Annotated in this window: 18 protein-coding genes and 1 tRNA gene; 9 read left to right on the top strand and 10 right to left on the bottom strand. The window is 47.2% G+C overall.

Annotated elements, in window-relative coordinates:
* Nucleotides 1–30 precede the first annotated feature (30 nt).
* The 6 genes from NDI33_RS19005 to NDI33_RS18980 form a co-directional block, all read right to left on the bottom strand.
* Nucleotides 31–1,089 carry an alpha/beta fold hydrolase gene (locus tag NDI33_RS19005; protein WP_190672966.1) on the bottom strand — a complete coding sequence of 353 codons (1,059 nt, stop codon included), beginning with the start codon at nucleotides 1,087–1,089 and terminating at the stop codon, nucleotides 31–33.
* A gap of 188 nt (nucleotides 1,090–1,277) precedes the next feature.
* Complete coding sequence (locus NDI33_RS19000) at nucleotides 1,278–1,886, bottom strand: exopolysaccharide biosynthesis protein (protein ID WP_190672941.1); 609 nt, start codon at nucleotides 1,884–1,886, stop codon at nucleotides 1,278–1,280.
* A gap of 921 nt (nucleotides 1,887–2,807) precedes the next feature.
* Nucleotides 2,808–3,434 carry a hypothetical protein gene (locus tag NDI33_RS18995; RefSeq protein WP_190532873.1) on the bottom strand — a complete coding sequence of 209 codons (627 nt, stop codon included), beginning with the start codon at nucleotides 3,432–3,434 and terminating at the stop codon, nucleotides 2,808–2,810.
* A 119-nt stretch (nucleotides 3,435–3,553) separates the two neighbouring features.
* Nucleotides 3,554–5,191 (bottom strand): CHAT domain-containing protein, encoded by a 1,638-nt coding sequence (locus tag NDI33_RS18990; protein WP_190532876.1) that lies wholly within the window; start codon nucleotides 5,189–5,191, stop codon nucleotides 3,554–3,556.
* A 363-nt stretch (nucleotides 5,192–5,554) separates the two neighbouring features.
* The gene (locus NDI33_RS18985; protein WP_190672938.1) at nucleotides 5,555–7,924 is read right to left on the bottom strand and encodes a protein phosphatase 2C domain-containing protein; all 2,370 of its coding nucleotides are present in this window, start codon (nucleotides 7,922–7,924) and stop codon (nucleotides 5,555–5,557) included.
* 153 nt (nucleotides 7,925–8,077) lie between these two features.
* On the bottom strand, nucleotides 8,078–8,317 hold the full coding sequence (locus tag NDI33_RS18980) for a DUF6737 family protein (RefSeq protein ID WP_190410864.1): 240 nt from the start codon (nucleotides 8,315–8,317) through the stop codon (nucleotides 8,078–8,080).
* Between the two features lie 356 nt (nucleotides 8,318–8,673).
* Between NDI33_RS18980 and NDI33_RS18975 the strand changes: the two genes are divergently transcribed.
* Together NDI33_RS18975 and NDI33_RS18970 are read left to right on the top strand one after the other, a co-directional pair.
* Nucleotides 8,674–9,021, top strand: coding sequence for a hypothetical protein (locus tag NDI33_RS18975; RefSeq protein ID WP_190532881.1), 348 nt, complete (start codon nucleotides 8,674–8,676; stop codon nucleotides 9,019–9,021).
* 85 nt (nucleotides 9,022–9,106) lie between these two features.
* Nucleotides 9,107–9,379, top strand: coding sequence for a hypothetical protein (locus NDI33_RS18970; RefSeq protein WP_190672936.1), 273 nt, complete (start codon nucleotides 9,107–9,109; stop codon nucleotides 9,377–9,379).
* A gap of 80 nt (nucleotides 9,380–9,459) precedes the next feature.
* Here NDI33_RS18970 and NDI33_RS18965 read toward each other — a convergent pair whose 3' ends face one another.
* Together NDI33_RS18965 and NDI33_RS18960 are read right to left on the bottom strand one after the other, a co-directional pair.
* A complete protein-coding gene (locus NDI33_RS18965) occupies nucleotides 9,460–9,804 on the bottom strand; it encodes an NAD(P)H-quinone oxidoreductase subunit M (protein ID WP_190410861.1) in 345 nt (114 codons plus the stop codon).
* Between the two features lie 134 nt (nucleotides 9,805–9,938).
* Nucleotides 9,939–10,484, bottom strand: coding sequence for a 3-isopropylmalate dehydratase (locus NDI33_RS18960; RefSeq protein WP_190672934.1), 546 nt, complete (start codon nucleotides 10,482–10,484; stop codon nucleotides 9,939–9,941).
* Between the two features lie 370 nt (nucleotides 10,485–10,854).
* Between NDI33_RS18960 and NDI33_RS18955 the strand changes: the two genes are divergently transcribed.
* The 4 genes from NDI33_RS18955 to NDI33_RS18940 all read left to right on the top strand — a co-directional run bounded on the left by NDI33_RS18955 (nucleotide 10,855) and on the right by NDI33_RS18940 (nucleotide 16,841).
* Nucleotides 10,855–11,745, top strand: a complete 891-nt coding sequence (locus NDI33_RS18955; RefSeq protein WP_190672931.1) for a hypothetical protein — start codon at nucleotides 10,855–10,857, stop codon at nucleotides 11,743–11,745.
* Nucleotides 11,746–12,228: 483 nt separating this feature from the next.
* Nucleotides 12,229–12,489, top strand: coding sequence for a hypothetical protein (locus NDI33_RS18950; protein WP_190432645.1), 261 nt, complete (start codon nucleotides 12,229–12,231; stop codon nucleotides 12,487–12,489).
* Between the two features lie 219 nt (nucleotides 12,490–12,708).
* Nucleotides 12,709–14,937, top strand: a complete 2,229-nt coding sequence (locus tag NDI33_RS18945) for a GAF domain-containing protein (protein ID WP_190672928.1) — start codon at nucleotides 12,709–12,711, stop codon at nucleotides 14,935–14,937.
* 221 nt (nucleotides 14,938–15,158) lie between these two features.
* The gene (locus NDI33_RS18940; protein WP_190672925.1) at nucleotides 15,159–16,841 is read left to right on the top strand and encodes an AarF/ABC1/UbiB kinase family protein; all 1,683 of its coding nucleotides are present in this window, start codon (nucleotides 15,159–15,161) and stop codon (nucleotides 16,839–16,841) included.
* Nucleotides 16,842–16,944: 103 nt separating this feature from the next.
* Here the strand turns inward: NDI33_RS18940 and NDI33_RS18935 are convergent.
* Nucleotides 16,945–17,017, bottom strand: a tRNA-Glu gene (locus tag NDI33_RS18935).
* Nucleotides 17,018–17,309: 292 nt separating this feature from the next.
* Here NDI33_RS18935 and NDI33_RS18930 point away from each other — a divergent pair.
* A complete protein-coding gene (locus NDI33_RS18930; protein ID WP_190532895.1) occupies nucleotides 17,310–17,801 on the top strand; it encodes a hypothetical protein in 492 nt (163 codons plus the stop codon).
* Between the two features lie 59 nt (nucleotides 17,802–17,860).
* On the opposite strand, the gene NDI33_RS18925 is transcribed toward NDI33_RS18930, so the two are convergent.
* Nucleotides 17,861–19,546, bottom strand: coding sequence for an iron uptake porin (locus NDI33_RS18925; RefSeq protein ID WP_190672922.1), 1,686 nt, complete (start codon nucleotides 19,544–19,546; stop codon nucleotides 17,861–17,863).
* 216 nt (nucleotides 19,547–19,762) lie between these two features.
* Here NDI33_RS18925 and NDI33_RS18920 point away from each other — a divergent pair, with 216 nt between their 5' ends.
* Both NDI33_RS18920 and NDI33_RS18915 read left to right on the top strand, forming a co-directional pair.
* The gene (locus NDI33_RS18920) at nucleotides 19,763–20,740 is read left to right on the top strand and encodes an aldo/keto reductase (RefSeq protein ID WP_190672919.1); all 978 of its coding nucleotides are present in this window, start codon (nucleotides 19,763–19,765) and stop codon (nucleotides 20,738–20,740) included.
* A 258-nt stretch (nucleotides 20,741–20,998) separates the two neighbouring features.
* Nucleotides 20,999–22,033: a multicopper oxidase domain-containing protein gene (locus tag NDI33_RS18915; protein WP_190672916.1), complete on the top strand. Its 1,035-nt coding sequence runs from the start codon at nucleotides 20,999–21,001 to the stop codon at nucleotides 22,031–22,033.
* The last annotated feature ends 93 nt before the right edge of the window (nucleotides 22,034–22,126 follow it).

The raw sequence follows: 22,126 nt of genomic DNA, 5'->3' as shown, positions 1-22,126 counted from the left end.
GTAAAATGGCAACTCTTACATTTTGCATTTTTAGTTTTTAATTTCCTTGCACCATTCTAAAATTCGATTCCACGCCCACCAGGGATCGGGATCTCCTATTTGACGCTGACATTCCCGGCTGCTGATGTAGCCTACATGACCACCATATTGCGTCAGCACTAAACTAATGTCAGGATTGCGATCGCTAGCAGCTTGCAACTCAGGCACAATTGAAGGGTCAAACATCGGATCGTCAGCAGCGTACAGAATCAGAGTCGGTTTTTTTAAGTGCGGTAACAGGTGTAAAGCACTGCTAGCGTCATAATACGCTTCAACAGATGGAAAGCCTAATCGCCCGATTACCAGCTCATTATCAAAGCCCCAAATGCTGTTAGCCCGCTCAATGGCTGCGGGATCGATTGCTTCAGGATGAACATGATGAACGCGCCAAGCCAGTCTTTTTAATTCTCGCGCGATCGCTTGTTCTAAATACTTACCCAACGGGTGTTTCACCAAATAGGAAAGGGAACGGTTGGAATCCAGGCTGGGACAAATCACCGCAGCCCCGCCAATCTCCCTTTCCTCCAAACCTAATTCCTGACTTCTCCCCGTTAACAACTCCTGTGACGCTTTTACCGCCCATAGCGCCAGTTGCCCTCCCAACGAGTAACCCGTAAACCAGAACGGTGCAGGACAACCCATTGCTTTAGCTTGGGCAGCAATGCAGACAAAATCTTCTCCCTCGTACAACCCATCAGAAGTCAAGGTCGGAGATAACTGAGCGGTTTTTCCGTGGGCACGCCAATCAAATAGCACTACTGCATAGCCTTGTGCAAATGCCTTGCGCCCCAGCAGTCTCAGAAACCATTGATTCTCCAAATCGCCGGTAATGCCATAAGTCCCCACAATCGTACCGTGAGGGCGATCGGGGATAGCAACCCAGCCATAAATCGGCACATCTCCGGCACCTGTAAAAGTTGTCGCCCGGTAACTTGGCTCCGGATCTACAGTCGTCTTCTCCCACTCGCGACCCGCCTGCAAAGCAGTATATAAGGTCATTGACAGACCATTTCTCAGCAACCAAGGCGGTGTATAGGACAAATTCGGCATCAACAAGCGCATCTGTAGAGTTCTGAGCATGAGCTGAGCATTACTTAATACAGCTTAACAAAGTAATGCTGGGTGCCTACAGCCTAATTGAGATAGTGAAAAATAATCATTCTAGAGGTATCAAGATATGCGCCTTTACACTTCTATCTTGTAACCCCGAAGAACGAGAAAGCTCTAAATTATAGAATTTACTGAAACAAGCTTTGCAGCACCGAACTTAACGCTTGCCACAACGTCCCAGCAGCCACTGCAAACAACAAAGTAATCGCAGCAGTTAATCCATAACTGAAACACATCAGCAAACCATCGGCTTCTAGCATGGCAATGACGAGTAGCAAAATCCCAATTGTTGGAATCGGATTCGTAAAAGGGATGGGTAACATCAGCAACACAGACAGCCATGCAATACAAAGCCCGTTTAATTGCCAAATTTGAGGATTTTCTGCTATCCAGCGCAACCGGGGACGAGTCACTTTCTCTAGCACCCCTGTGACTTGTTGCAGGTTTTTTAAAAGTTGCTGGGCAAACCAGCGGGGAAATCTGAACTGGCGAATTCTTTTGGGTAGCCAAGGAAAACGTTGCCCTAAAGCCATTTGCAATGCTAATATCAAGCTGCCGCTACCCAATATGACAGTAAATCCGGGTGGCATCGGAAACAGAAACGGCAAAACAAGTAACGCGATAACTAAACTAAAGCCCCTTTCAGAAGTTTCTGCCAGAACATCCGCTAGAGTTAACGGTTTATTCGCTAACTTCTCTAGAAGAGACTTGATATTTTGAGAGAATCTGAGGTGCATGGGGTGTTAAATTCTCGGCTTTTAGGTCAACTTTTTTTCAATAAATAAATATCTCTTCTAATTTTAATGTAAAGTAAGATTGCTTTTTTCAACTGCACTTAACTATTGGCTAGAGAAAAAATGCAGTGATGAAAAGCAGAGCAACCCTTGCTTTTACAGGCAGAACAATTAAATAAATCCCACTAAATATGGATGTTATCGAGGGGACTCTCATTACTTGGTATAGCAAGAGATATTTGCACAATTACGATCCCCTACCTTATTTTAGCTAGCCATTCTGTCGAATGAGAATATCCTAAGAGATACTCAATCTTGCAGTTGCTTACTCACTTAGGAACAACTAGCTATGCCAGCAGGAAGAAGTGCTGTTGACTTCCCGGAGTGGAGGTGTTTTACAAAGGGCAAGCAAATTTTTCAAACGCCTAACTTCGCCAAGTGTCAACTACTCTAACAACAGAGCGAAAATACCTCTAACGATTGGTGCGTATCCTTTCCAGGGATTCAGTAATGGGGAATTATTGTACCAGACCAGAATGCTCCTTAACCAGTAGAAGAGATCGCCTGCCAGGGTCAGAAAAAAATAATGATGTTTTGTAACAAAAATTCTAGTTCTTGCATAAAAACCAGAATTTGACCGATATCTATACAGAGGGGACGGGTCTACTGATAAGCAGACCCTCGTTAACAACCCTCCAATCCTCTCCCACGTCGTCCATAGGAGCCTCTAGAATGACTGATTAAATGAACTGTTGGCAAAATGCCATCATCGATGTGTTGGCGTCGATCGGCACTATAAGGCAGCCAGGAATCGAAGTACACCTTCCTGATTCCCTGTTTGAGACTCTTTTGGATTATTCTTAAATGCCAATCAAAACGAAAGTTACGCTCGATATTACGCAGAGAATAAATCTGATCAAGTGTCTACTCAGGTGACTTATTTTGTGCTGAAGAATTAAGGTCGTTGAATTGTCTGAGCGCATACCGGGCAACTGCTAAACTCAACCGTGCCCGTTCGCTCTCCGATAACTCATCCCACTCAACTGGGCGGGCAATTTCAGCTTCCGAGCCTCGCATGGCGGAAGCCAAAGGACGCGCCCATACCTGCAACACATCTTCTCCCCATTCCGGCAGCAGCTCTTGAACGCACTGTACCATCTGATCCGCGATTGACAGAGGGCTTGATACAACCTGTTGGGCTTTGTGAGCGATCGCATCCAGCCAAGCTTGGGGAACGCGGGCAGCAAACCGCTCGCTTAAACTAGATGTAACTGCGATCGCTGCTGTCGGCGCAACTGCCACATTTGTATTTGCCCAGCATTCATCGAACTTTGCATAGAGTGCTTGCGACCCCCTACTAATTTCTTCATCTAACCATCCCTCAAGTTCAAACCCTTGTTCCAGCTCTGTCCAATAGGCTTCCACATTTGGATCGGCTGGATTCCAGGGATAGGGAGCTTCTTCAGGCTGGAGGAGTGCCTCTAGTAGTTCTGCTTGCACTTGAGAAAGAGAATTCTCATAAAATCCTTCGATTGATTTCCTTGCCATCATGATGCTCCTGTGTATTGATATACCGTTCTTGGCAGGGGTAGCTACAGCGGCACTTTGGCGAGTTCCGTAAATATTATTTAGCACTCAGTATTCTGTAGGGCGATCGCTTTTAGCGCGCTCTAGAACTTCGCACTATCTTGAATAATGAACTCCCAAGTTTGACCCTGCATACTCCCAAACTTTATCTGGTCTCCCGATTGCAAAGGCACTTCCGGATGATAGACTTTCTGCCATCCACTAGGTCTTAGAATGAACGTGCCGTAGCGAGATTTATCTTTTAGAAAGTAAGTAAGTTTACCGTCTGGGAGAGCATCACAAATAATTTCAGCGTGTTGCCGAGAAACTTCCTGTTTTTCAATCACCAAGTCGTTTCCCTTGGGATTCCGTCCCACTCGCAAACTCGTGCCACTAATTGGCGAAACTTTGCTAGTTACTCCTAACGGACGAAGATAGGCAGATGGAGTAGATAAATCGTGCCCAGATGACTTCACATCCACCGGCAGTATCGTCACTTCCTCGCCAATCGGTCGAATCAACTCACCCTCAAAATCTGGGTGCATATACAGAACCGGCAAAGTCCAGGCTGGTTGGTTGAACTTGTAAAGCGTCAACAACTTTTGCCTTGCTACCGCCACCGCCTCATCAATGGGCATCCGTGCTGCCAGAGCTTGTGCAAAAGCCTGAATAAACGACAGAGCCTCCTCGTCGGCAATCGAGTCGCGCATTCCCAAAACTGCTGGAACACCGTGATGGATTAATACCTCTGCCAAACTGCTGCGCGGCAAACTTTGTTGGTTGTGCCGCTCTGGTTGAGCGCCCCAACAAGCATTAAAAACCGCCAGCGTCACCTGACAGCGAACCAAAACCTGGGCTAACTCCGTGCCATTGATCCTGGCATCAGGTCGCAGAAACAATAATCCACCATCCGCTGCCGGGACGCCATGACCGGCATAGAACAAGATGTTGTAATTTTCTGTTTCCAGACGTGAAATCAATTCTGCTTTTGTAGGTTGTAAAAGCGTATCTACCTGGCACAGAACTGTTGCACCAGTATGTTCGCCATCTGGGTGTAAGTCTGGTCGTCCGCAGCGTTCCAAAATATTAGCCAGCGCCTCCGCTTCTTGTTCCAGCTGCAAGCTGGGAGCGACTTCGCTTTCTGTATCGTGTCCCAGTACCAACAGGATGTTTAAAGCCTGCTCTAAGCGCTGGGGTGGAAGCGGGTCAACCGCATTGCTGGTACGACTAAACAATAGTTGTTGTGATAGAGAAATCGCTTGTTTCCCAGGTTCGGGCTGCATAATTTCCCAAGGCACAGGAATTAAGTCTGGGTCTCGAATTTCTAAGCGCAGCCGCAGACGTTTTTTCTGCCCAATTGCAATTCCCTGACTTTGAGCGAAACTATTTTGAATTTCCCCGTCAAATAACCACTTCCAGAGGCTAATCCCTAAATCTTGCATCAAACGAGCCGTATACGGAAGTGCTTGACCGTTAACATTCAGGGCGTCGAGTGGAACTGTCAAGGCGGGAGGGTTTGCCTGATGTACCAGCGGAACATCAGGGAGTCCGCGTGGGGAAAACATTTCCTGCCATGCCAGCCACTTTTGGGTCAACATTTCAGGCCACGTACAGTCATGCAGAACGTGACCACCCGGACAGGGTGCTTTCATCACCCAAATGGCAAAATGTTCTGCCCCAAGGGAAGTTTTGGAGAGCCGATTGATGGCTAAACTGAGGCAGGGATTCTCAGACTGGGACATTCTAAAGACATTAACCTTAAACCTAGCACTATACGAGGTTTTTTATCAGTCTACCCGAACAACAGGGGAATACTCACCGAATATTCTTCACTCGCTCTTATCACCTCAAATAGGGTAAACAAGGTTATTGAAGAGATATTTTAGCTTTAGCGATTCACTATCAATCGTTTTTGGGCAGTGAATCGTGAGTAATGGGTGGCAAGTCTCTGGCAGTCGTCACTGGCAGCAAAAGACAACTGACCTAGAGACGCGATTCATCGCATCTTTACCAATTGACGAATGACTCCTGATTAGCGACTACCCAAGAACACCTAACCCTGACAAAAACCGAAGTCCTAACAATTAAAGGCTAGCAACTAATTGCTATTTAGAGGGGGACGAAGTGACGGTAGGTGTTGGAGAAGCAGCCCTAATGGCACATTCGCCCAAATTAGCCGATGTTGGTGCGAAATTTGGATTAATTACAGGTAAAACGTCGGATTCTCGAATCCAGCCAATTTCTCCTGGTTTTATTGGGCGATAGGTCACTTCGGGGACTGCTCTTGGGTTTGGGGTGCTGGAATTAACTTGTTCAGGGGGAAGCTGCGGATTGGATGTAGGGAGCGTTGAGCAAACTTTTACCTGTAGCCAGCTGTTAGGGTCTTGATTTCGTTGGATGGAGCTGACTTGCAAAATACTCCCATCTAAAACTAACCCGACTACAGATTGGTTTTGGGGTGCCTGGGCACCACGTCGCAGCAAAACAGGAACTTCTTTTCCCTGAACGTTCTTGGTTGTGGAACGGGTGGTTTGGAGCAGCAAGCCAGCCTCTAAAGAGGGCACAGAGGTGGAAGGAGTCACGACAGGTTCTGCCGATGGAGATGAACTGGCTGCGGATGGTTCAGGACTAGGGCTAGAGGGGGGTGTCAGCCCGATTAGAGGCTTGACCCTGTCTTGGACTTCTGGAATAAACCAATAAGCGATCGCTCCGCTGACACCTGCTAACAGAAGCAGCACTAGAAGGAGCGGCAAAGGACTCCTAGTAGTAGACTGCGGTGAAATGATCTTGGTTTTGATTCTGGAAGCAGATGCAGATTGAGAGCGCACCGAAGCCGCTGGAGCCGGAGTTGGAGCTGCGGGTGGAATGGCTCCCATCTGTAGTGCTGTGACCTGTTGCCCAGTTTGAGCTGATGCCACTTGGCAGTAGACCAGGGCTACCGTAACGTTGTCGTGCCCGTTTTTGGTGTTGCCAATTTCAATCAGCCGGGTTCCGGCGGTTGATAAATCAATCTGACCTTCTAGGATTGGCAGAATCTCTGTTTCCCAGTATTGCTCTACTCGGTCATTGTCACTCAGACCATCCGAACAGAGAAGAAAAACACCGTCTTCATCTAGAACAAAGCGCTGTACGGAGGGGTGCAGGGTTGCTGATGAACTCATGCCCAACGCCTGAACGAGAGAGCCAGCGCCGGATTGTTCCACTGCATCCCGGTAGAGGGCGTATCCGAGCCGCACCTCCCGCGAAGCAATATCATCATCTAGGGTGATCTGCCGACACCCCGTGCGAGTAATCCAGTAAGCTCGACTATCTCCCACATGAGTGATATACATTTCATGAGCGTGGGCTAACGCCATCACCAACGTAGTGCCCATGCGTTGCCGGTCGAGCCGCTGTTCCGTGTCGTTGCGCTGGCTGATAACATCATTGGCAGCACAGGCAAAGTTTTCCAATTCTAGGGTAAGAGCGGTCGGATTTAAAGGATTGGCTGGATTCGCCAGCAGATTCTGTACTCGCTCTTGGATAGTTGCAATTGCCAGATGGGAGGCGACTTCCCCGCCTTCATGTCCCCCAATACCGTCGCAGACTATTGCCAAGGGAAGGGAGGGATTGGTACTGCTTGGACTGGGGGGATAGCAGGCATCCTCATTTTGCCGACGAGTTGGCCCTGTATCGCTGCGGGTGACAATTTGATAGGTGCAAGATTGCGATGATCGCCCGATGGTTTCCATTGCCTCATCCAACAGCCTCACCAGCTGCTCTGCCGTCTGTACGGCTCCTTGGTTGAGCTGCTGACAAACTTGTTCCAAAAATTTTCCAATGGTTGGGTGTGAAGCGGCGACCCATTTAGACCAGAGTTGACCTAAGTTTTGCAGCGTTACCGGGGAGCTTCGATCCGCCTGCAATATCAATAACCGAAGGATGGAACCTTCTACTCGCAGCAGCGCTGGTGTCAACAAACTCGACCCTACATGATTGATTTGCAGGGGTTCCCACAAATTTGCCATCTGCCATAGCCAAGTCAGTTGGCGCATTGCCGAGGCGTTTTTCCAGACGCTGGTTAGTTCTGGCATGAGGGTGCCTTCCCCGTTCCCGCAGCTGTAAATCGGTACCTGCTCTAGCAGCCAAGTTTCGGCGTTACGCTGCCCTTCTGTTGGTGTCAGAAGTCCGTATAGTTGGGGAACGTGCAGCTGATAGGGAGACAGCTTGAGATAGGGCATAAGGCTATTGGATATCTCCGGCAACATTTCCGGAGACAAAGCCGGTTTGGTATCTAAAATGATGCGATCGCTTTTCAGCAAATATCGCTCAGCAATCAGATCCCCAGCTTTGTAAGCCTCTATCCCTTCACCAACTGCCCACAAGTACCGTTTGAGCAGCGGCGTGCGGCATTTCTGACAAAAGTTATGGCTCTGGGGATTAGGAGCCTGACAATTGAGATTCGAGCAGTAAAGCGTTGCCGCAGAATTGTTCATGAAGGTTATGCGCTCCCATCAGCCTGTTGTGATTTGACTTGCTGTTACCAGAAGCTACTGAGAAAGGTAGCTCTTTCTCAATTCGCCAAATCTGAGCGTTAATCTGGATTGTAGCCTCTGACACTCAATAGATTTGCGATCGGTCAATAAAACTCATTCTTCACTTACAGAATTTTCGGTTTGCTGATAATAACGCCGCATTAGTCGAGGCCAGAGTAGCAAAAAGTATGACATCCACACAAGAATGGGAATTGAGACGCCAGCCGTTATCCAAATTGTTTTGGTTAGTGTCCAAGAGGCAGTGATGACGGTAATAGTTGTCAGCAAAATAGACCAAGGCTGACACCACCAAGGTTTATACGTCCAAGGGCTTTCGGGGTCTTTTTTATACACTAGAGGTAAAAAATAATCAAGTTTCTATTTCCAGAGTTTAGCGGTTAAGGGTCTTCTCGTGCTTGAGAAACTGACACTTCGCGTTAAATTTGAATCAGACTAGGCGATGCTTTTTTAAACGTTGGGTAAAATCACTCCGGCTACCAAACTTCAACCGGGGCAGTTTAACTCCTCTTTCAACTCCTCACGAGCGAGGGGCGAAATCCTCCCCTTTCTTGGTAGAGATGGGGAGTCGAGGGTTTACATTTGTTGTCCTGCTTTGATACCGCATTGTGCCCTTTGCAGGTTCTCCGGTTTCGCCAATCAAGGATTGTTGTTCCAATTTGCTCTGTGTACTGCCACTTTCCCCAATTGCCATGCCCAAGTCCGAAGCTTATACTGCTACAGATCCACCATTTGCAGAGCTTAATTCACCTGCTAGTGCAGAAATTAAGCAATTAATTGACTCTTTAGAGGAGTCTCACCGCCTGCGTTCCAAGATGGTAAATTTGGAAACTTGGGCGCTGGCTGAAACGATGGATCATTTTCTTCCAGGGTTTTGGAGCCGCTTCTTAGAAAATCGCCGCATTGCTCTTAAGCAATTTTTGGAGCAGAAACGAGCGGCTAAATCCCAAGTTGCTGCAAATGCTCAGTCTTTGGATGGTAGCGTTATCAACTCAACTCAGCAAAATTCCTCATCTATGCAGAAACAGACAGAGAGCTGACTTACACCCACAGAAAGAGGCGATCGCACAGCCATTTCTCTAATCTAATATTAGTAACATTAAGATTCAAATCTTTAGGAGTTATATGGAAAACCCACCCAAAGATACAACCAATAGAACCACTAATCCGGGCGATAGAATTTCCGATAAACCTCAAAGCGTTGAAGAAAAAGCCGAGCAAATTGCGGTAGATGCGCCAGATATTACCGGCGACCATATCGTTGTTCCAACTTACTTTGAAGTGGAAGAACCGGACGGAGAAAAGAAGGCATTACACCATGTTAAGGATGCCGAGGAAATCTCTGATGTGATTCGCCAAGCTCGCGTTGATGAAAATGGGAATCGGATTTGGCGGTAAATTATCTGTAGTGACCAGTAATTAGTTGTTAGAAAGTTTTCTGATAATTAAACTCAACTTTTCTAACAACTAAAAAAGAATTACTCAGCCGATTGAGTGCTAACCTGAGGCAGTCCCATGCTGTAATTAAGAACGCGGCTACTCAGGTTGTAACTAATTTGTCCCTGCTGTAGCAGGCTTCTCAAAAAATGTTCCAAGTCGGAACCGATACGACGCAGATTATATTCTGTTAAATCTGCACCGTTGTAAGCTTCAACCATCTCATCGAATTTGCCATAAACCTGTTGCAGAGCGTCTTCGTTCCAATTAAATTCATTATCTGGATCGACATCCAGGGTTAATACATTGTCACTCTCGACGAGTTCGTTGTTCTTTACCTCAGCGGTATAGATCCGGATGTGGCGGGTTGTACACTTTAGGAGCATAGTCGTCAATAGTTTTTGGGTTACAGACATTAATAACTATTTTAAAGAATTGTAAAAGCGATCGCGCTTAGATTCAAAAGTTTTGAGTGTTGAAGGATTTAACTCGAAATTCAACACTCAAAATATTGCGATCGCTACCGCGTAGGAATCATCCCCGTTTGCCGAGCATAAGCGAAAATTCCCCCTGCATCAATCACTGGGCCTACATCTCCCAATGGCTGGAGAGAATAAGTTTTACCCAAAGTATGGTTAATCATCTGATTTTGTTCAAAATCAATTGAAACGTCCTGTCCCGTTTCAAATTCATCGCACAACCGCTCAGAGGATTCCCAAGGGTAAAGTTCCCCAGTAGCCGCACAATTGCGGAAAAAGATCCGAGCATAAGACTGAGCCACCACCGCTTTAACGCCGCTAGCACCCAAAGCAATCGGTGCATGTTCCCGTGAAGAACCGCAACCAAAGTTTTCCCCAGCAATAATGATGGGATACTGAGTCTTGATTTCTCCAGAAGCCACAAACTTTCCATAACGATCCGGCAATCCAATCAAGGCATAACTGCCCAATTTTTCGTACTCGTCAGGCTTGGAAGGAACCAGAGTCAGGTATTCAGCTGGGATAATTTGATCGGTATCAATGTTGTCATCCAAAACAAAAATTGCGCCGCGAATCAATGCGCCCATGATTCAGTTCCCGGTTTTTCCAATCTTCTGTTTAGCTATTTCACTTTATCATTCAAGAGCGCGACTGGCTGCTCTGCGACAGATAGCATCTCGCGATGGGAGGTGCTTGCGTGCCTCCCAAGCGCCTTAACAAAGCTTCGTAAGCGAATCTTCCGCTCAATGTAGAAAAAATATCTTCTGACAAGGACATCTTGCCACAGCAAGACCCTTGGCAATCGTCTGCGCTGCTTCATGAAACTAAGAGCAAAAAAGGCGCGATCGCAGTTGCCGGTCAATTATACTACTCTGACAGAGTCTCTTAAACAAAAAGACTGATACTCTTAAATAAAAAAAGTCAGGTTGAACTACCGGCATCATTTACTCAAACAAAATGGTTGATCCGATGGATGATATCGCCAAACAAGCTCGCCAGGGGAGCGTGGCGGCGATTATTCAAATACTCAATGACAAGCTGGCAGAGGCTGGTGTCAGAACTAGAGCCATTTTTGCCGATGGTGTCTTGCAGCTTTTGTGTGAGGCAGCTACGCCAGATCAACTCGAACAATCTAGCCTGGTACAGCGCATTCGGCAGATTCTGGAATCAATTTCACCGCGAAATATTCGTCGAGTCAATATCAACAGTCGGATTGTCCGAGAGCAACAATTACTCTGGCTAGAAGAAATTCATCGAGATCCGGAGAGTCAGTTACTTTGGGCTGAAGAAATTACCCTTGCCAAGCCGAATGTTTTTCGACTTTTAGGAGAAGATTTCAAGGGACGGAAACCTGCCAAAAAAAGTCAGCCACCATTCCCCCAGCCGTCCTCCCGGTTTGTACGGGAAAAACGCCAATTCTGGCGTGGTATTGTGGGCGGTGCCAGCTTATCGTTACTTTTACTGCTGGTAGGGTGGGCACTTTATGATTGGCTAGGGCCATTTACGATTACTCGGACGCCAGTTTCTGCGCCAAACTCTTCCCCAAAGACGACAGCGCCAGCAACCTCTTCAGCTCCTGTAGCATCAAGCACCCAAACAACTGCATTGCCTTCGTCAGATCCTTTTGCAGACGCGGTGCGACTGGCGGAACAAACGTCAATTGCGGGGAGAAATGCTCAGACTTCTGCTCAGTGGTTGGATTTGGCGGCTAAATGGCAACAAGCTTCCGATTTAATGGCTGCTGTACCCCCCTCTGATAGTCGTTACGGAACGGCTCAGGATCGGGTGGAATCTTATCGGAAAAAGAGTGAAATTGCCCAGCAGGAAGCAAAAAAAAGGCGTTCTTAAACGTCAAACATTGTTGTTCCCTAGGTTGTTCCCTAGAAAAACCGCTGAAAATCACTTCTTTAGTGAGAACCCCGTTTTATTCAAAAAATGAGCTTCTCGTTGCTCCAATGGTTTTTCTGCCGACTACCTGACATTAGACTGGCAAGACTGCGCTAGTGCTACGCCAACCCCTCCTGACTGCTCTTGTTTTAGGGATGAAACGCTTACGGAGGAAGGGGAGAAAAGAAGTTACGTCACTGTGATTTAGGCCAAGTCTGCCATTGAGCTTTATTTAAGAAAAAGCCAATTTGGTATTCAGGTTTTAGTAAATATTTCAGTGATTTCAATCACAAAAGCCCTAACTGGAAATCACAAGAATCAGGATGTATACATCATAAAGTCATTGCCGGTAGGGTCACTTAGACAGAAAGATTAGCGTCACCTGATGGCAACTGGATAAATTGGATACTGACCTTGCTGAGCAAGTCGTCTAGGAGGTGCACGATGATTCTAATTCGAGAAGTGGTTCAACAAGCTCTCAGTACTGGTTTTTTGACAGTGGAAGCAGAAGAGCTGCTCCGGGAGATGCTCCAAGGCAAATATGGCTCAGAGGATCTGAAAGCTTTTATGAGCCTACAACAAGCTGCCATGTCTGGTCAGGTGACGCAAGAGTCGCGCGTGCAGCTGGAAGAAAAAATACTGGGGCAGGCTGAGTCGTTGAAACGTTTACCCACAGAGGTACTGGTTACCACTTCTAGAAATTAGGCATTTGAACTGGTAGAAATCTAAAAAATCTGGGAACCCTAGTCTATAGAAGAGTGAGGGTGAAATCTGGTTGCCCCAGTCATGGTTGTAAAAGATTGACAGCGGATTGCTCCCGACAAACGACTGTTTTTATTGCTGCCGTGCCAACGCCTCTCCCTCTATCCAGCAGAGTGTCTTTTAACCCCTGCCTTGATGTCCTCCTAATGAAGCTCGGCTAAGATGAATGATGCACAAGCGGATATGGATGCAGCCACTGCGATCGCAACGCGGATGTCCCAAGAGTTGGTCGCAAAGCGGCACGCTAGCGTTAGTAAAGCGGCTCAGGAAGAGCTGGCGGCTGTCAAAGAGCTGCAAACAGCTGCAACCCTGATGGTAGAGCCTCTCACTTCACCGATGCCCAGTCCAGTTGAACCGGGTTTTATAGAGGAATACAAGGGCGCACTCATGCATTACCCCAGCGATCGCTGCATTCACTTAGGGCAACAGATTACTCAAATCCTTCTGACAAGCTCAGCTCCGGAAGCGGTATTGCCCAAAATTGCGGAGGTGGTGGGAAGGAGTTTGCAGGCAGACGCTTGTTTTATAAAAGCGATCGCGAGCCATCAGGCGACGCCACAGGCTGCTTTTTGGTATGCAGAGGCATTTTCAGGGTCTAACGGAACATCCAACGTGGCGGAGGTGGGAACCGTTGAGTTTAAGAGCGTGCGTCCTCTGTCCTCGAAAGGATGGATGCAAGAAAATGCCGTGCTAGAAGAGATCCTAAGCGATCGCCAACCTGTAGCGATTTCGGATACTCAGGCAATTGAAACTGGACGTGCCTGGGAAGATCCGGTACGTGCCGTGCTGGGAATTCAAACCCAATTTCAATCTTCAGCAAATGGGGTGATTGTCGTCGGGCGATCGCAACCCGGCGATTGGACAGAGATTGAAAAAGAATTGTTGAAAGCTGTGTCAGACTCAGTTGCGATCGCCATTTCTCAAGTCCAACTCCAGCGACAGGTGCGTATCGCCGCCCAATACCAAATCCTGATCAACCAGCTGACCTTGGCAATTCGAGCAGGCAAAGACGTGAATCAGATTCTCCAACTCGCGCTTGCCGGTACAGCTCAAGCTTTCCAAGTTCACCGTGGCTTTATTCTACTGTTGAAATACGTCGCTCCCCCGTTGAAAAACCGTTCTTTAAAGCAGATTCCTAAAGCGAAAGTTACGGTAGTTTGCGAATGGTCTTCCCAAAGCAACAGCGAACAACCAGCAATTAAAGAAACAACCGCTTCTGTTTTACCTTCTTGGTTAAACCATTCTTTTGCTCTATCGGAGTGTCACTGGTGCCAACAAGTCTTCATGCAGTCGCCTGAGCTATTGGCGATCGCGAATCAAGCGGATCTCGCTACCAGCAACCCAGCAGACACCTCTGCCAGCCAATCCTCCGACCTGTTTAAAGAAGCCATGCCTGCTCTGCTGATGGTTCCCCTGGAAAGCCAAGGTACCGTGTTAGGGTTCCTGGTGCTACAGCATCATCAGCCTCGTTCCTGGCAATCTGAGGAATTAGAGTTAGTAAAATTAGTCAGCGCTCAGGCGAGTACAGCAATCATTCAAACGCAATCATTACGCCAAGTGCAAGCTCTTGTCGAGGAGCGTACCGCCCAGCTGCAAGGCAGTATGGAAGTGCAGGCAAAGTTGTACGAAAAAACTCGCCAACAACTCGATCAGTTGCGGCAACTCAATCAAGTGAAGGATGAATTCATCAGCAACCTGAGCCATGAGTTGAACACACCGCTCACCACGATGAAGCTAGCGATTCGGATGTTACGTCAAGCCGAACAGTCGCCAGAAAGTCGTGCTAAGTATCTGCAAATGCTGGATGAGCAGTGTACTCGAGAAATTGATTTGATCGCGGACTTGCTCGCTCTCCAGAAACTGGAGTCGAAGAAATCTTCAATTCATCTGCAAAAGATAGACCTCAAGCAGGTTATTCAAGAGTTAGTTGAGCCGTTTGAGCAGAAATGGGTGGATAAAGGATTAACGCTAGCAGTAGAGTTACCCAAGCGATCGCTAATGCTTCAGACTGACACGGATAGCCTCAATCGCATACTGCATGAGCTTTTGACCAATGCTGGCAAATATTCTGAGCCAGATTCTACCGTTCATTTACGTGCTGCTCACGAGATTAATCCGCAAGGGAATCAGATTGTTCTTTACTTGAGCAATAATGGTCCTGGCATCTCGCCAGCAGAAATGGGGTATATCTTTGATAAATTCCGCCGGGGTAAAGGCATCACCGAACAAGCAATTCAAGGCACTGGGTTGGGTCTAGCTCTGGTAAAGTCTTTAGTACAGCACCTCAATGGTGCGATCGCTGTCTCTAGTTGTTCTACTGAAGATACTCACGCTTGCGAAACCTGCTTCACGCTCACCTTGCCTCAGTCTTTTGACAGCACTCAAGTCTGAAGCCAGAAACTAGACAACCAGACGCCAAATCTGAGAATTTATAAGCTGTTGCACGTTTAACTTGCATATTCTGAAAATAGGGGAAAAGTGGTGAATTCCTCTCTTCTGTTCTTGTAGCAGTTCAGACTGGCTTGCTTCGAGATTTCACGGCTTACTAATTCTTGTAAGGGCTTACCTGCCAAGCACCCCGATTCTGACTCCTGACTTTATTAAGGGATGATATGCTCGCAAAAGCTCCACTAAAACCCCTACGTTGGCAACGAACGAAATATACTGCCCTTGCTCGTCAACTAGACATTTTTGGAGCAGCAGCAGAGTGGGTGTTTTATTTATGGTGGGATAATATCTTTAGAAATACTTCCCCTTTACATAAAAAGCGTCGGGCACAGTGGTTAGTTGAAACTTTACTAGATTTAGGTCCCACTTTTATTAAGATTGGGCAGGCATTATCTACCCGCGCAGATTTGCTGCCTCTAGAATATGTAGAAGCGTTGGGGCAGCTACAGGATCGGGTTCCGGAATTTAGTGCCGAGCAAGCAGTCGCGCTGATTGAATTGGAACTTAGTAATTCAATTCATGCTCTGTATCGGGAATTCGATCGTTTTCCGATTGCTGCGGCTAGTTTAGGGCAAGTCCACAAAGCACGGCTGCATACGGGTGAAGATGTCGTTGTCAAAGTACAACGTCCGGGATTAGAAAGGTTATTTAAATTAGATTTTCAAGCTTTGGGTAGGCTTGTCCGTTTTTCGCGGCGCTATATGCCTTGGACAAGAAAATATGAATTAGAAGCAATTTATAGCGAATTCTTTAATCTTCTTTATCAAGAGATTGATTATATTCAAGAAGGTAAAAATGCCGAACGTTTTGCTGCCAATTTCCTCGGTTATCCCCGGATTCTGATTCCGAAAGTTTACTGGCGTTACACAACCACCAAAATTTTAACTGTAGAATATTTACCTGGAATCAAAGTAAGCGATCGCAAAACTATTGAAGCCTGTGGGTTAGACCCGAAAAGAATCAACCAACTAGGAATTTGTTGTTATTTAAAACAACTTTTGCAAGATGGCTTTTTCCAGGCAGATCCCCACCCTGGAAACATGGCAGTAAGCCAGAATGGCAGCTTAATCTTTTATGACTTTGGCATGATGGCAGAACTCAAGTCCATTGCCAAGGATCAAATGATTAGGACATTTTTTGCCGTCCTAAAAAAGGATACAGACGAGGTATTAGATACCTTGATTGATATGGGTTTAGTGGTGCCTGTCGCGGATATGACTCCGGTACGGAGATTATTAACTTTTATCTTAGATAAATTCACTGAAAAACCAATTGATGTCAAAGCTTTTAGTGAAATGAGTACGGAAGTTTATGCCATGTTTGAGCAGCAACCCTTTCGCTTGCCTGCCCAGATGACGTTTATTTTGAAGGCTTTAACCACACTCGATGGGATCGCTAGGACACTCGATCCTGAATATAATCCAGTAGCAGCGGCTCAACCCTTTATTAAAAGTATCACTGTCTCTCAAGCCAAAGGAAACTTAATCGGGGAACTTGCCCGACAAGCCAAGAATTTTATTGGTTATAAATTGCGACAACCAAAAGCTTCGGAAATTTTAATCCGGCGCTTAGAAGAACGAATTGAACAGGGAGAGTTACAACTGCGAGTGCGAACCCTTGAAAGCGATCGCATCCTCAAACGGATTAATTTAGCCCTAAAAAGCCTAGTTTATGCCTGTTTAACAGGTTTTACCCTCCTGTCGGCGGCAGTGCTGCTGGCGCTACCTTCCTATAGTAGTTGGGCGATCGCTATTTTTGGTTTATCAGGTCTATGGTTCTTGGTGTTGCTACGCTCTTTATTCAATTTAGGCTTGAAAGAAAAAATAGACAAACTCACTGAAAAATAGCTGTTAGCCGTTCGTTCTTTTCTCATCTAGTAACGATGAGAATTTATTCCCTTAAATTAAAAAGGGAAAAGGCAAGAAAAACTTCTTGCCTTTTCCCTTTTGATACCCCCAGGGGAATTCGAATCCCCGTCGCCTCCGTGAAAGGGAGGTGTCCTAGGCCTCTAGACGATGGGGGCCTGCTCCGTTGCACTTTTATTAATTTAGCCAATTGAAAAGCTTTTGTCAACACCTAAACGAAAAAAATTTGAGCGGGGAGTTAAGACAGGCAATTTCGGAGTTTTGGGGCAGGAGGAGCGCGATCGCGTTAGGCTAGTGGCTGGGTAAGCAGCCAGGGTATGCGGCAATAATTTGCCGTCCCGCGATCGCGGGACGCGACCAATCGGGACGTAATTTTAGTGAAAAGCCCGATCGCGTCAGCTAGAGCTGCTAGAACAATAGTAGTCTTTAATTTCTATCTCCTCACATTCCATGCTGACCCATCACCGCAGACCTGTCTGCCTATCACTTGTATCTACTGATATGCCGGTTTGGTCTACCATTGAAACCGCTGCTACCTTATATCAAAAAGACAAACAGCGCTTTCATCTGCTGCTCACGGAACCAGAAATCCGGGATTGGGAACGCTCTGATGAAGCGCCCACTGTTGCTAAAGACCAACCGCCAGAAACTCCCAGACTTTTGTGGTTGGAAATTTCCCCTTCTAGGGTGATCATGACCATGCAGGGAAACGGCAAGTTGAGTTATCGCCATCTCTGGGAACGAGGAATTTATGGTCTTAGCCGCTATTGGTTACATAGCGAGTCCTTAGCCGCGCATGGACAGGTGCGTCTGCGAAACTTTACCAAAAGTTTGACTCTAGAAGGGCGTCTCTTGCCAGAACATCTGCGGCTGGAATATGAATTATGGTCCGAAAAAGTCCAGTTGGGGAGCTATATCCTGAATCTGGAGATTCATCATTAGTCATCCGTCCTTAGTTGAGGAGCCGCAACTAAGGACGGATGACTAATGACTTCAGACTTTTAAAAAGTAAACGTTGTTCGGATGGTGCCAATCACCAGATCGTCATTAGCCGCATTATGATCGGGAGCAGTGAGCCAGATAATCCCCGGTGTTATCGCGATGTTATCCGTCACCTGGTACTGATAGAACGCTTCTAGGTGCAATGAAGTATCTGAATCCTGAATGCCCAACTGGCTAAGGCTATTAGCCCGATTTGTCACCTTTGGTTCCATGCCAACAATCACACCTGCCAAATTGCCGGTTTTTCCCAAGTCAGGAAATGCCAACGTTAAAGCCCAGTTCCAGATGTTGGCATCTCCCAGGGCGATCGCCCTCGCCGCCGTGTAGCCAACCCATCCTCCGACGACAAACCGGGGACTAATCTGAAAAGAGGCTTCTACACTGTAGGAATTGCTAACCACTGGAAACCCTAACGGATTTAACTGATTATTCAGGTTGGCGTCATTGCTGCCAGTTTGCAGGTCATTTTTATAAGCGTGAACATAAGTTAATCCAATGCTGGCGCGATCGCTGGGTTTAAATAATACTTGCGCTAGTGCTCCATAAGAACCATTGAACAATCCGTTTCCAGATTCCGGAGTATCAGCGTCCCCGGCTAAATAGCCTAAGCTCAGTTCCAGTTTTTCGTTGAAAGCGTGCCGAATCCCAATACCTGCCCCCTCAACCAGGTAGTAAATGGAAGGACGGGTTCCGAAGCGAGATAAGGCACCGCTGCCACCGTCGCCATCCAGGTAAGGGTTGACGGTATTCGTAAAGTTTTCTGCATCAGCGGCATTAGCAGCAACCACGACTTCTGTATTCTTGCCGACGGGGAACTGGTAAAGCAGCTCATCAATCACGACATCACTGCTAGTATCGCCCGTAAAAAACAGGTCGCCTTCGGGAGTAAGGGTACGTTCGGAAAGCGAACCCAATCCTTCAGCTTGCAGTCGAGTTCTCAGGATATCTCGACCTGTAAAGCTAGTTTCTAAGTTTAGGCGCGTCCGATGCCCAAAGATTGCCACGTCATCGATCGGCTTGCCATCAGCATTTTCCCCAGTTGCAACGCCTGCAACCCCAAAAATCGCTTCCCCAGCAAGTTTGGTCGTGGTGGAAAATCCAATCAGTTTCAGTTCCTCAGTCCGCGCTGTTAGTTCATCGACTTTCCCGCGCAGCAAGGCGAGTTCAAGGGTATATTCTTCTTTTAAACGCTCCAATATCACTAAGTCTTCTTTAGCAATGGCGTCTCCGTTCGCCACAGGCAGTACCTGGCTAATTCGGTTGAGGGCAAGATTTAGGGCAGCAGCGAATTCATAGCGGCTCAAGGCTCGATTGCCCCGAAAGGTGCCATCGGGATAGCCAGCAATGACCCCATATCGCTCTACTAAAGACCGTAGCGCCTCATACGCCCAGTCACCTGGTTGAACATCCTTTAGCTGGGAAACGTTGGTGACTTGGTTCATGCGGTCATCAACAGAGTCTTCCTGCGCCGAGTCTGGCTGAGCGTAGCCATCAATTTGTTCTAAAACGCTGGATGATGACTCCGGGGGGTCATCGACGGGCATAACAACTTCTGGAGTGTCAACAGGAACGGGATTTTCTGGCGTTGTCGGAATTTCAGACGCGATCGCTTTCCCACTGACAATCAGGATTGCTCCTAAAACTGCTGAGCTTAGCCACTGAGAATTCCTGAGGATTTTGCACATCTCTACTCTTCACACCACTTAAGCTTCTTCCCCATTGTTCATTGTCAAATGCTTTCTAACATGACAACAGAGAAGATTTGTTTTATTTCAGCCAGAGTGTTCCGTCGTTGAAATTTCAGACGCGATCGCATCCGATGAAACAACCAGAATCATTGCGATCGCAAGCAGGAATCGCTGCTAAAACAAAGAGTAGAAGCACTACTCTATAAAATCACCATGACACCGAAAACAACGCGCCGTGCTTTCTTAGCCACTAGCATAGCTGTAGCAGGAGGAATTGTCGGCACTGCGGCGTTGAAAGAAGAGCGGACGCCTGCGGAGTCATCTCCAACGCCGGTGACAGCAACCATACCGGAACGGGAATTGGGAAGTACTGGGGTGCGTCTCCCGATTCTCGGTTTAGGGGGTGCTGGACAGACACCATTATCCTGGGAAAATTCGGAAGAGAAAGCGATCGCGCTCGTTCAAAAAGCTTTAGATTTGGGCATTCGTCACTTTGATACAGGGGCAAGCTATGGCCCTAGCGAAGACTATCTAGGAAAAGTGCTACCTGCACATCGAAGTAAGTTATTCCTGAGTAGTAAGACGGCTATCCGCGACCGAGATGGGGCTTGGCGAGAGTTGGAGCGCAGTCTCAAACGTCTGAATACAGATTACCTTGACCTATGGCAACTCCATCATGTCTCTTTTGAGCAAGAACTAGACGAAATTTTTGGGCGCAACGGTGCAATTCAGGCTTTGGAAGAGGCAAAACAGCAAAAGCTGGTGCGTTTCGTTGGCATTACTGGGCACCACGAACCGGCAATCATTGCTGAAGGCTTGCGCCGTTATGCCTTTGACACAACACTTATTCCCGTAAATGCTGCCGATAAACACCATCCGCGTCCGTTTATCCCGGCGGTGCTACCCGTGGCGCGTGAGAAAAAGCTGGGCGTCATTGCCATGAAGGTTCCTGCTTATGGGCGTCTATTTAAGCCGGGAGTGTTGGAGGGAATGCATCAAGCGTTGGGATATTCGCTGTCAGTCCCAGGTGTACATTGTGCAGTCATCGCCGCTGAAAATCCTACACAGTTAGAGTCAAATGTCAAGGTAGCCCAGGCATTCCAACCACTTGCTGAGAGAGCGATCGCAGAAATTGAGCAACGCACGGCTGCTGCTTGGGAGGATAATACTTTCTTCCGGGCTTGGACTTGATTGTTTTAACCGCAAAGGACGCAGAAAAATTCGCCCTCACGACGATTACCGAACCTCACTATCGAAAAAACGGCGATGAAAGTCGCACGACGCCTTAATGCTATATATGCACTGTCAAAACTAGGCAAGCAATTTTACTAACGTTTATCTTGATTTACTTATTGAGAATAATTGACAATAAATGAACAGAGTTTTATACTCTTCTGGAATTATTTACAAACTTTCCTCAATTGATCGGCGCGAACCGTCGATCGTGCCATGCCGAAGAACCCACTACTATTACTACAACAAGGAAAACCTTTGAGCCGCCGCAAACTGCTGGCACTAGGATTAGCAGGAGTCGGTGTGACTGGTGCAGCGTTAGCCGGAGGTAATGCTTTACGCTTGGCTTTACCCGCTCTCAATAAAAAACGAACGCTCCCAGCAAGAGTGCCACCAGTTGCCAGCGATACACCCGCCGATCCGAGTGGCTTAAACCCCATGAGGGTGTTGCGGGATTTTGATTATGGCACGATTAAGCAGGAAAATGGACGCACAATCCGGGAATTTCGGATTGTTGCGGAGAATTCCATGCTACAGCTCAATAGTGCGGTTTCTTTTAACACCTGGACTTTCAACAATCGCGTACCAGGGCCAACATTACGGGCAAAAGAAGGCGATCGCATTCGCGTTCTTTTCCTCAATCAAGGTGGACATTCCCACTCGATGCACTTTCATGGCTTCCACCGTTCTGAGATGGATGGAGTGCGTCCGGTGCGCCACGGAGCCGCAACGATTTATGAGTTTGACGCAGAACCGTTTGGCGTGCATCTGTACCACTGTCACACGGAGCCTGTGACGCGGCATATTAGCAAAGGTCTGTACGGAATGTTTATCATCGACCCTCCTGAGGCTCGTCCACCAGCAGATGAGATGGTGTTGATGATGGCTGGCTATGACATCGATGAGGATCGGAAAAATGAACTTTATGCCTTTAATGGTCTGCCTGACTATTACATGATGCACCCGATCCCGATTTACCAGAATCAACTGATTCGCCTATACGTTCTGAACATGATTGAGTTCGATGTAGCGGCGACGTTTCACCTACACGCCAATATGTTTCAGGTGTATCGCACTGGGCGCACTCTAACTCCCAGCGAAGAAACAGATGTCATCACGATGGGTACCGCTGAGCGGCATATCCTAGAATTTTCCTTCCGGTACCCGGGGAAATATATGTTTCATCCCCATCAGGATGAGATGGCAGAACACGGTTGTATGGGTCAGTTTGAAGTAATGGGTTCCGCTTAGTAGAAATTTTCGCAAAAAGTAGTTGATATAGTTTTGCAACTACTAGATAATAAACCCCGGAATCTGAATAAAAAAAATGTCTCAAAACTCTTC

Origin of the sequence: Trichocoleus sp. DQ-A1, from assembly GCF_039961955.1 — a bacterium.
GTDB lineage: Bacteria > Cyanobacteriota > Cyanobacteriia > Cyanobacteriales > FACHB-T130 > FACHB-T130.
The sequence above is the reverse complement of the archived record's forward strand: the minus strand, read 5'-3'. Positions and strand labels throughout refer to the sequence as shown.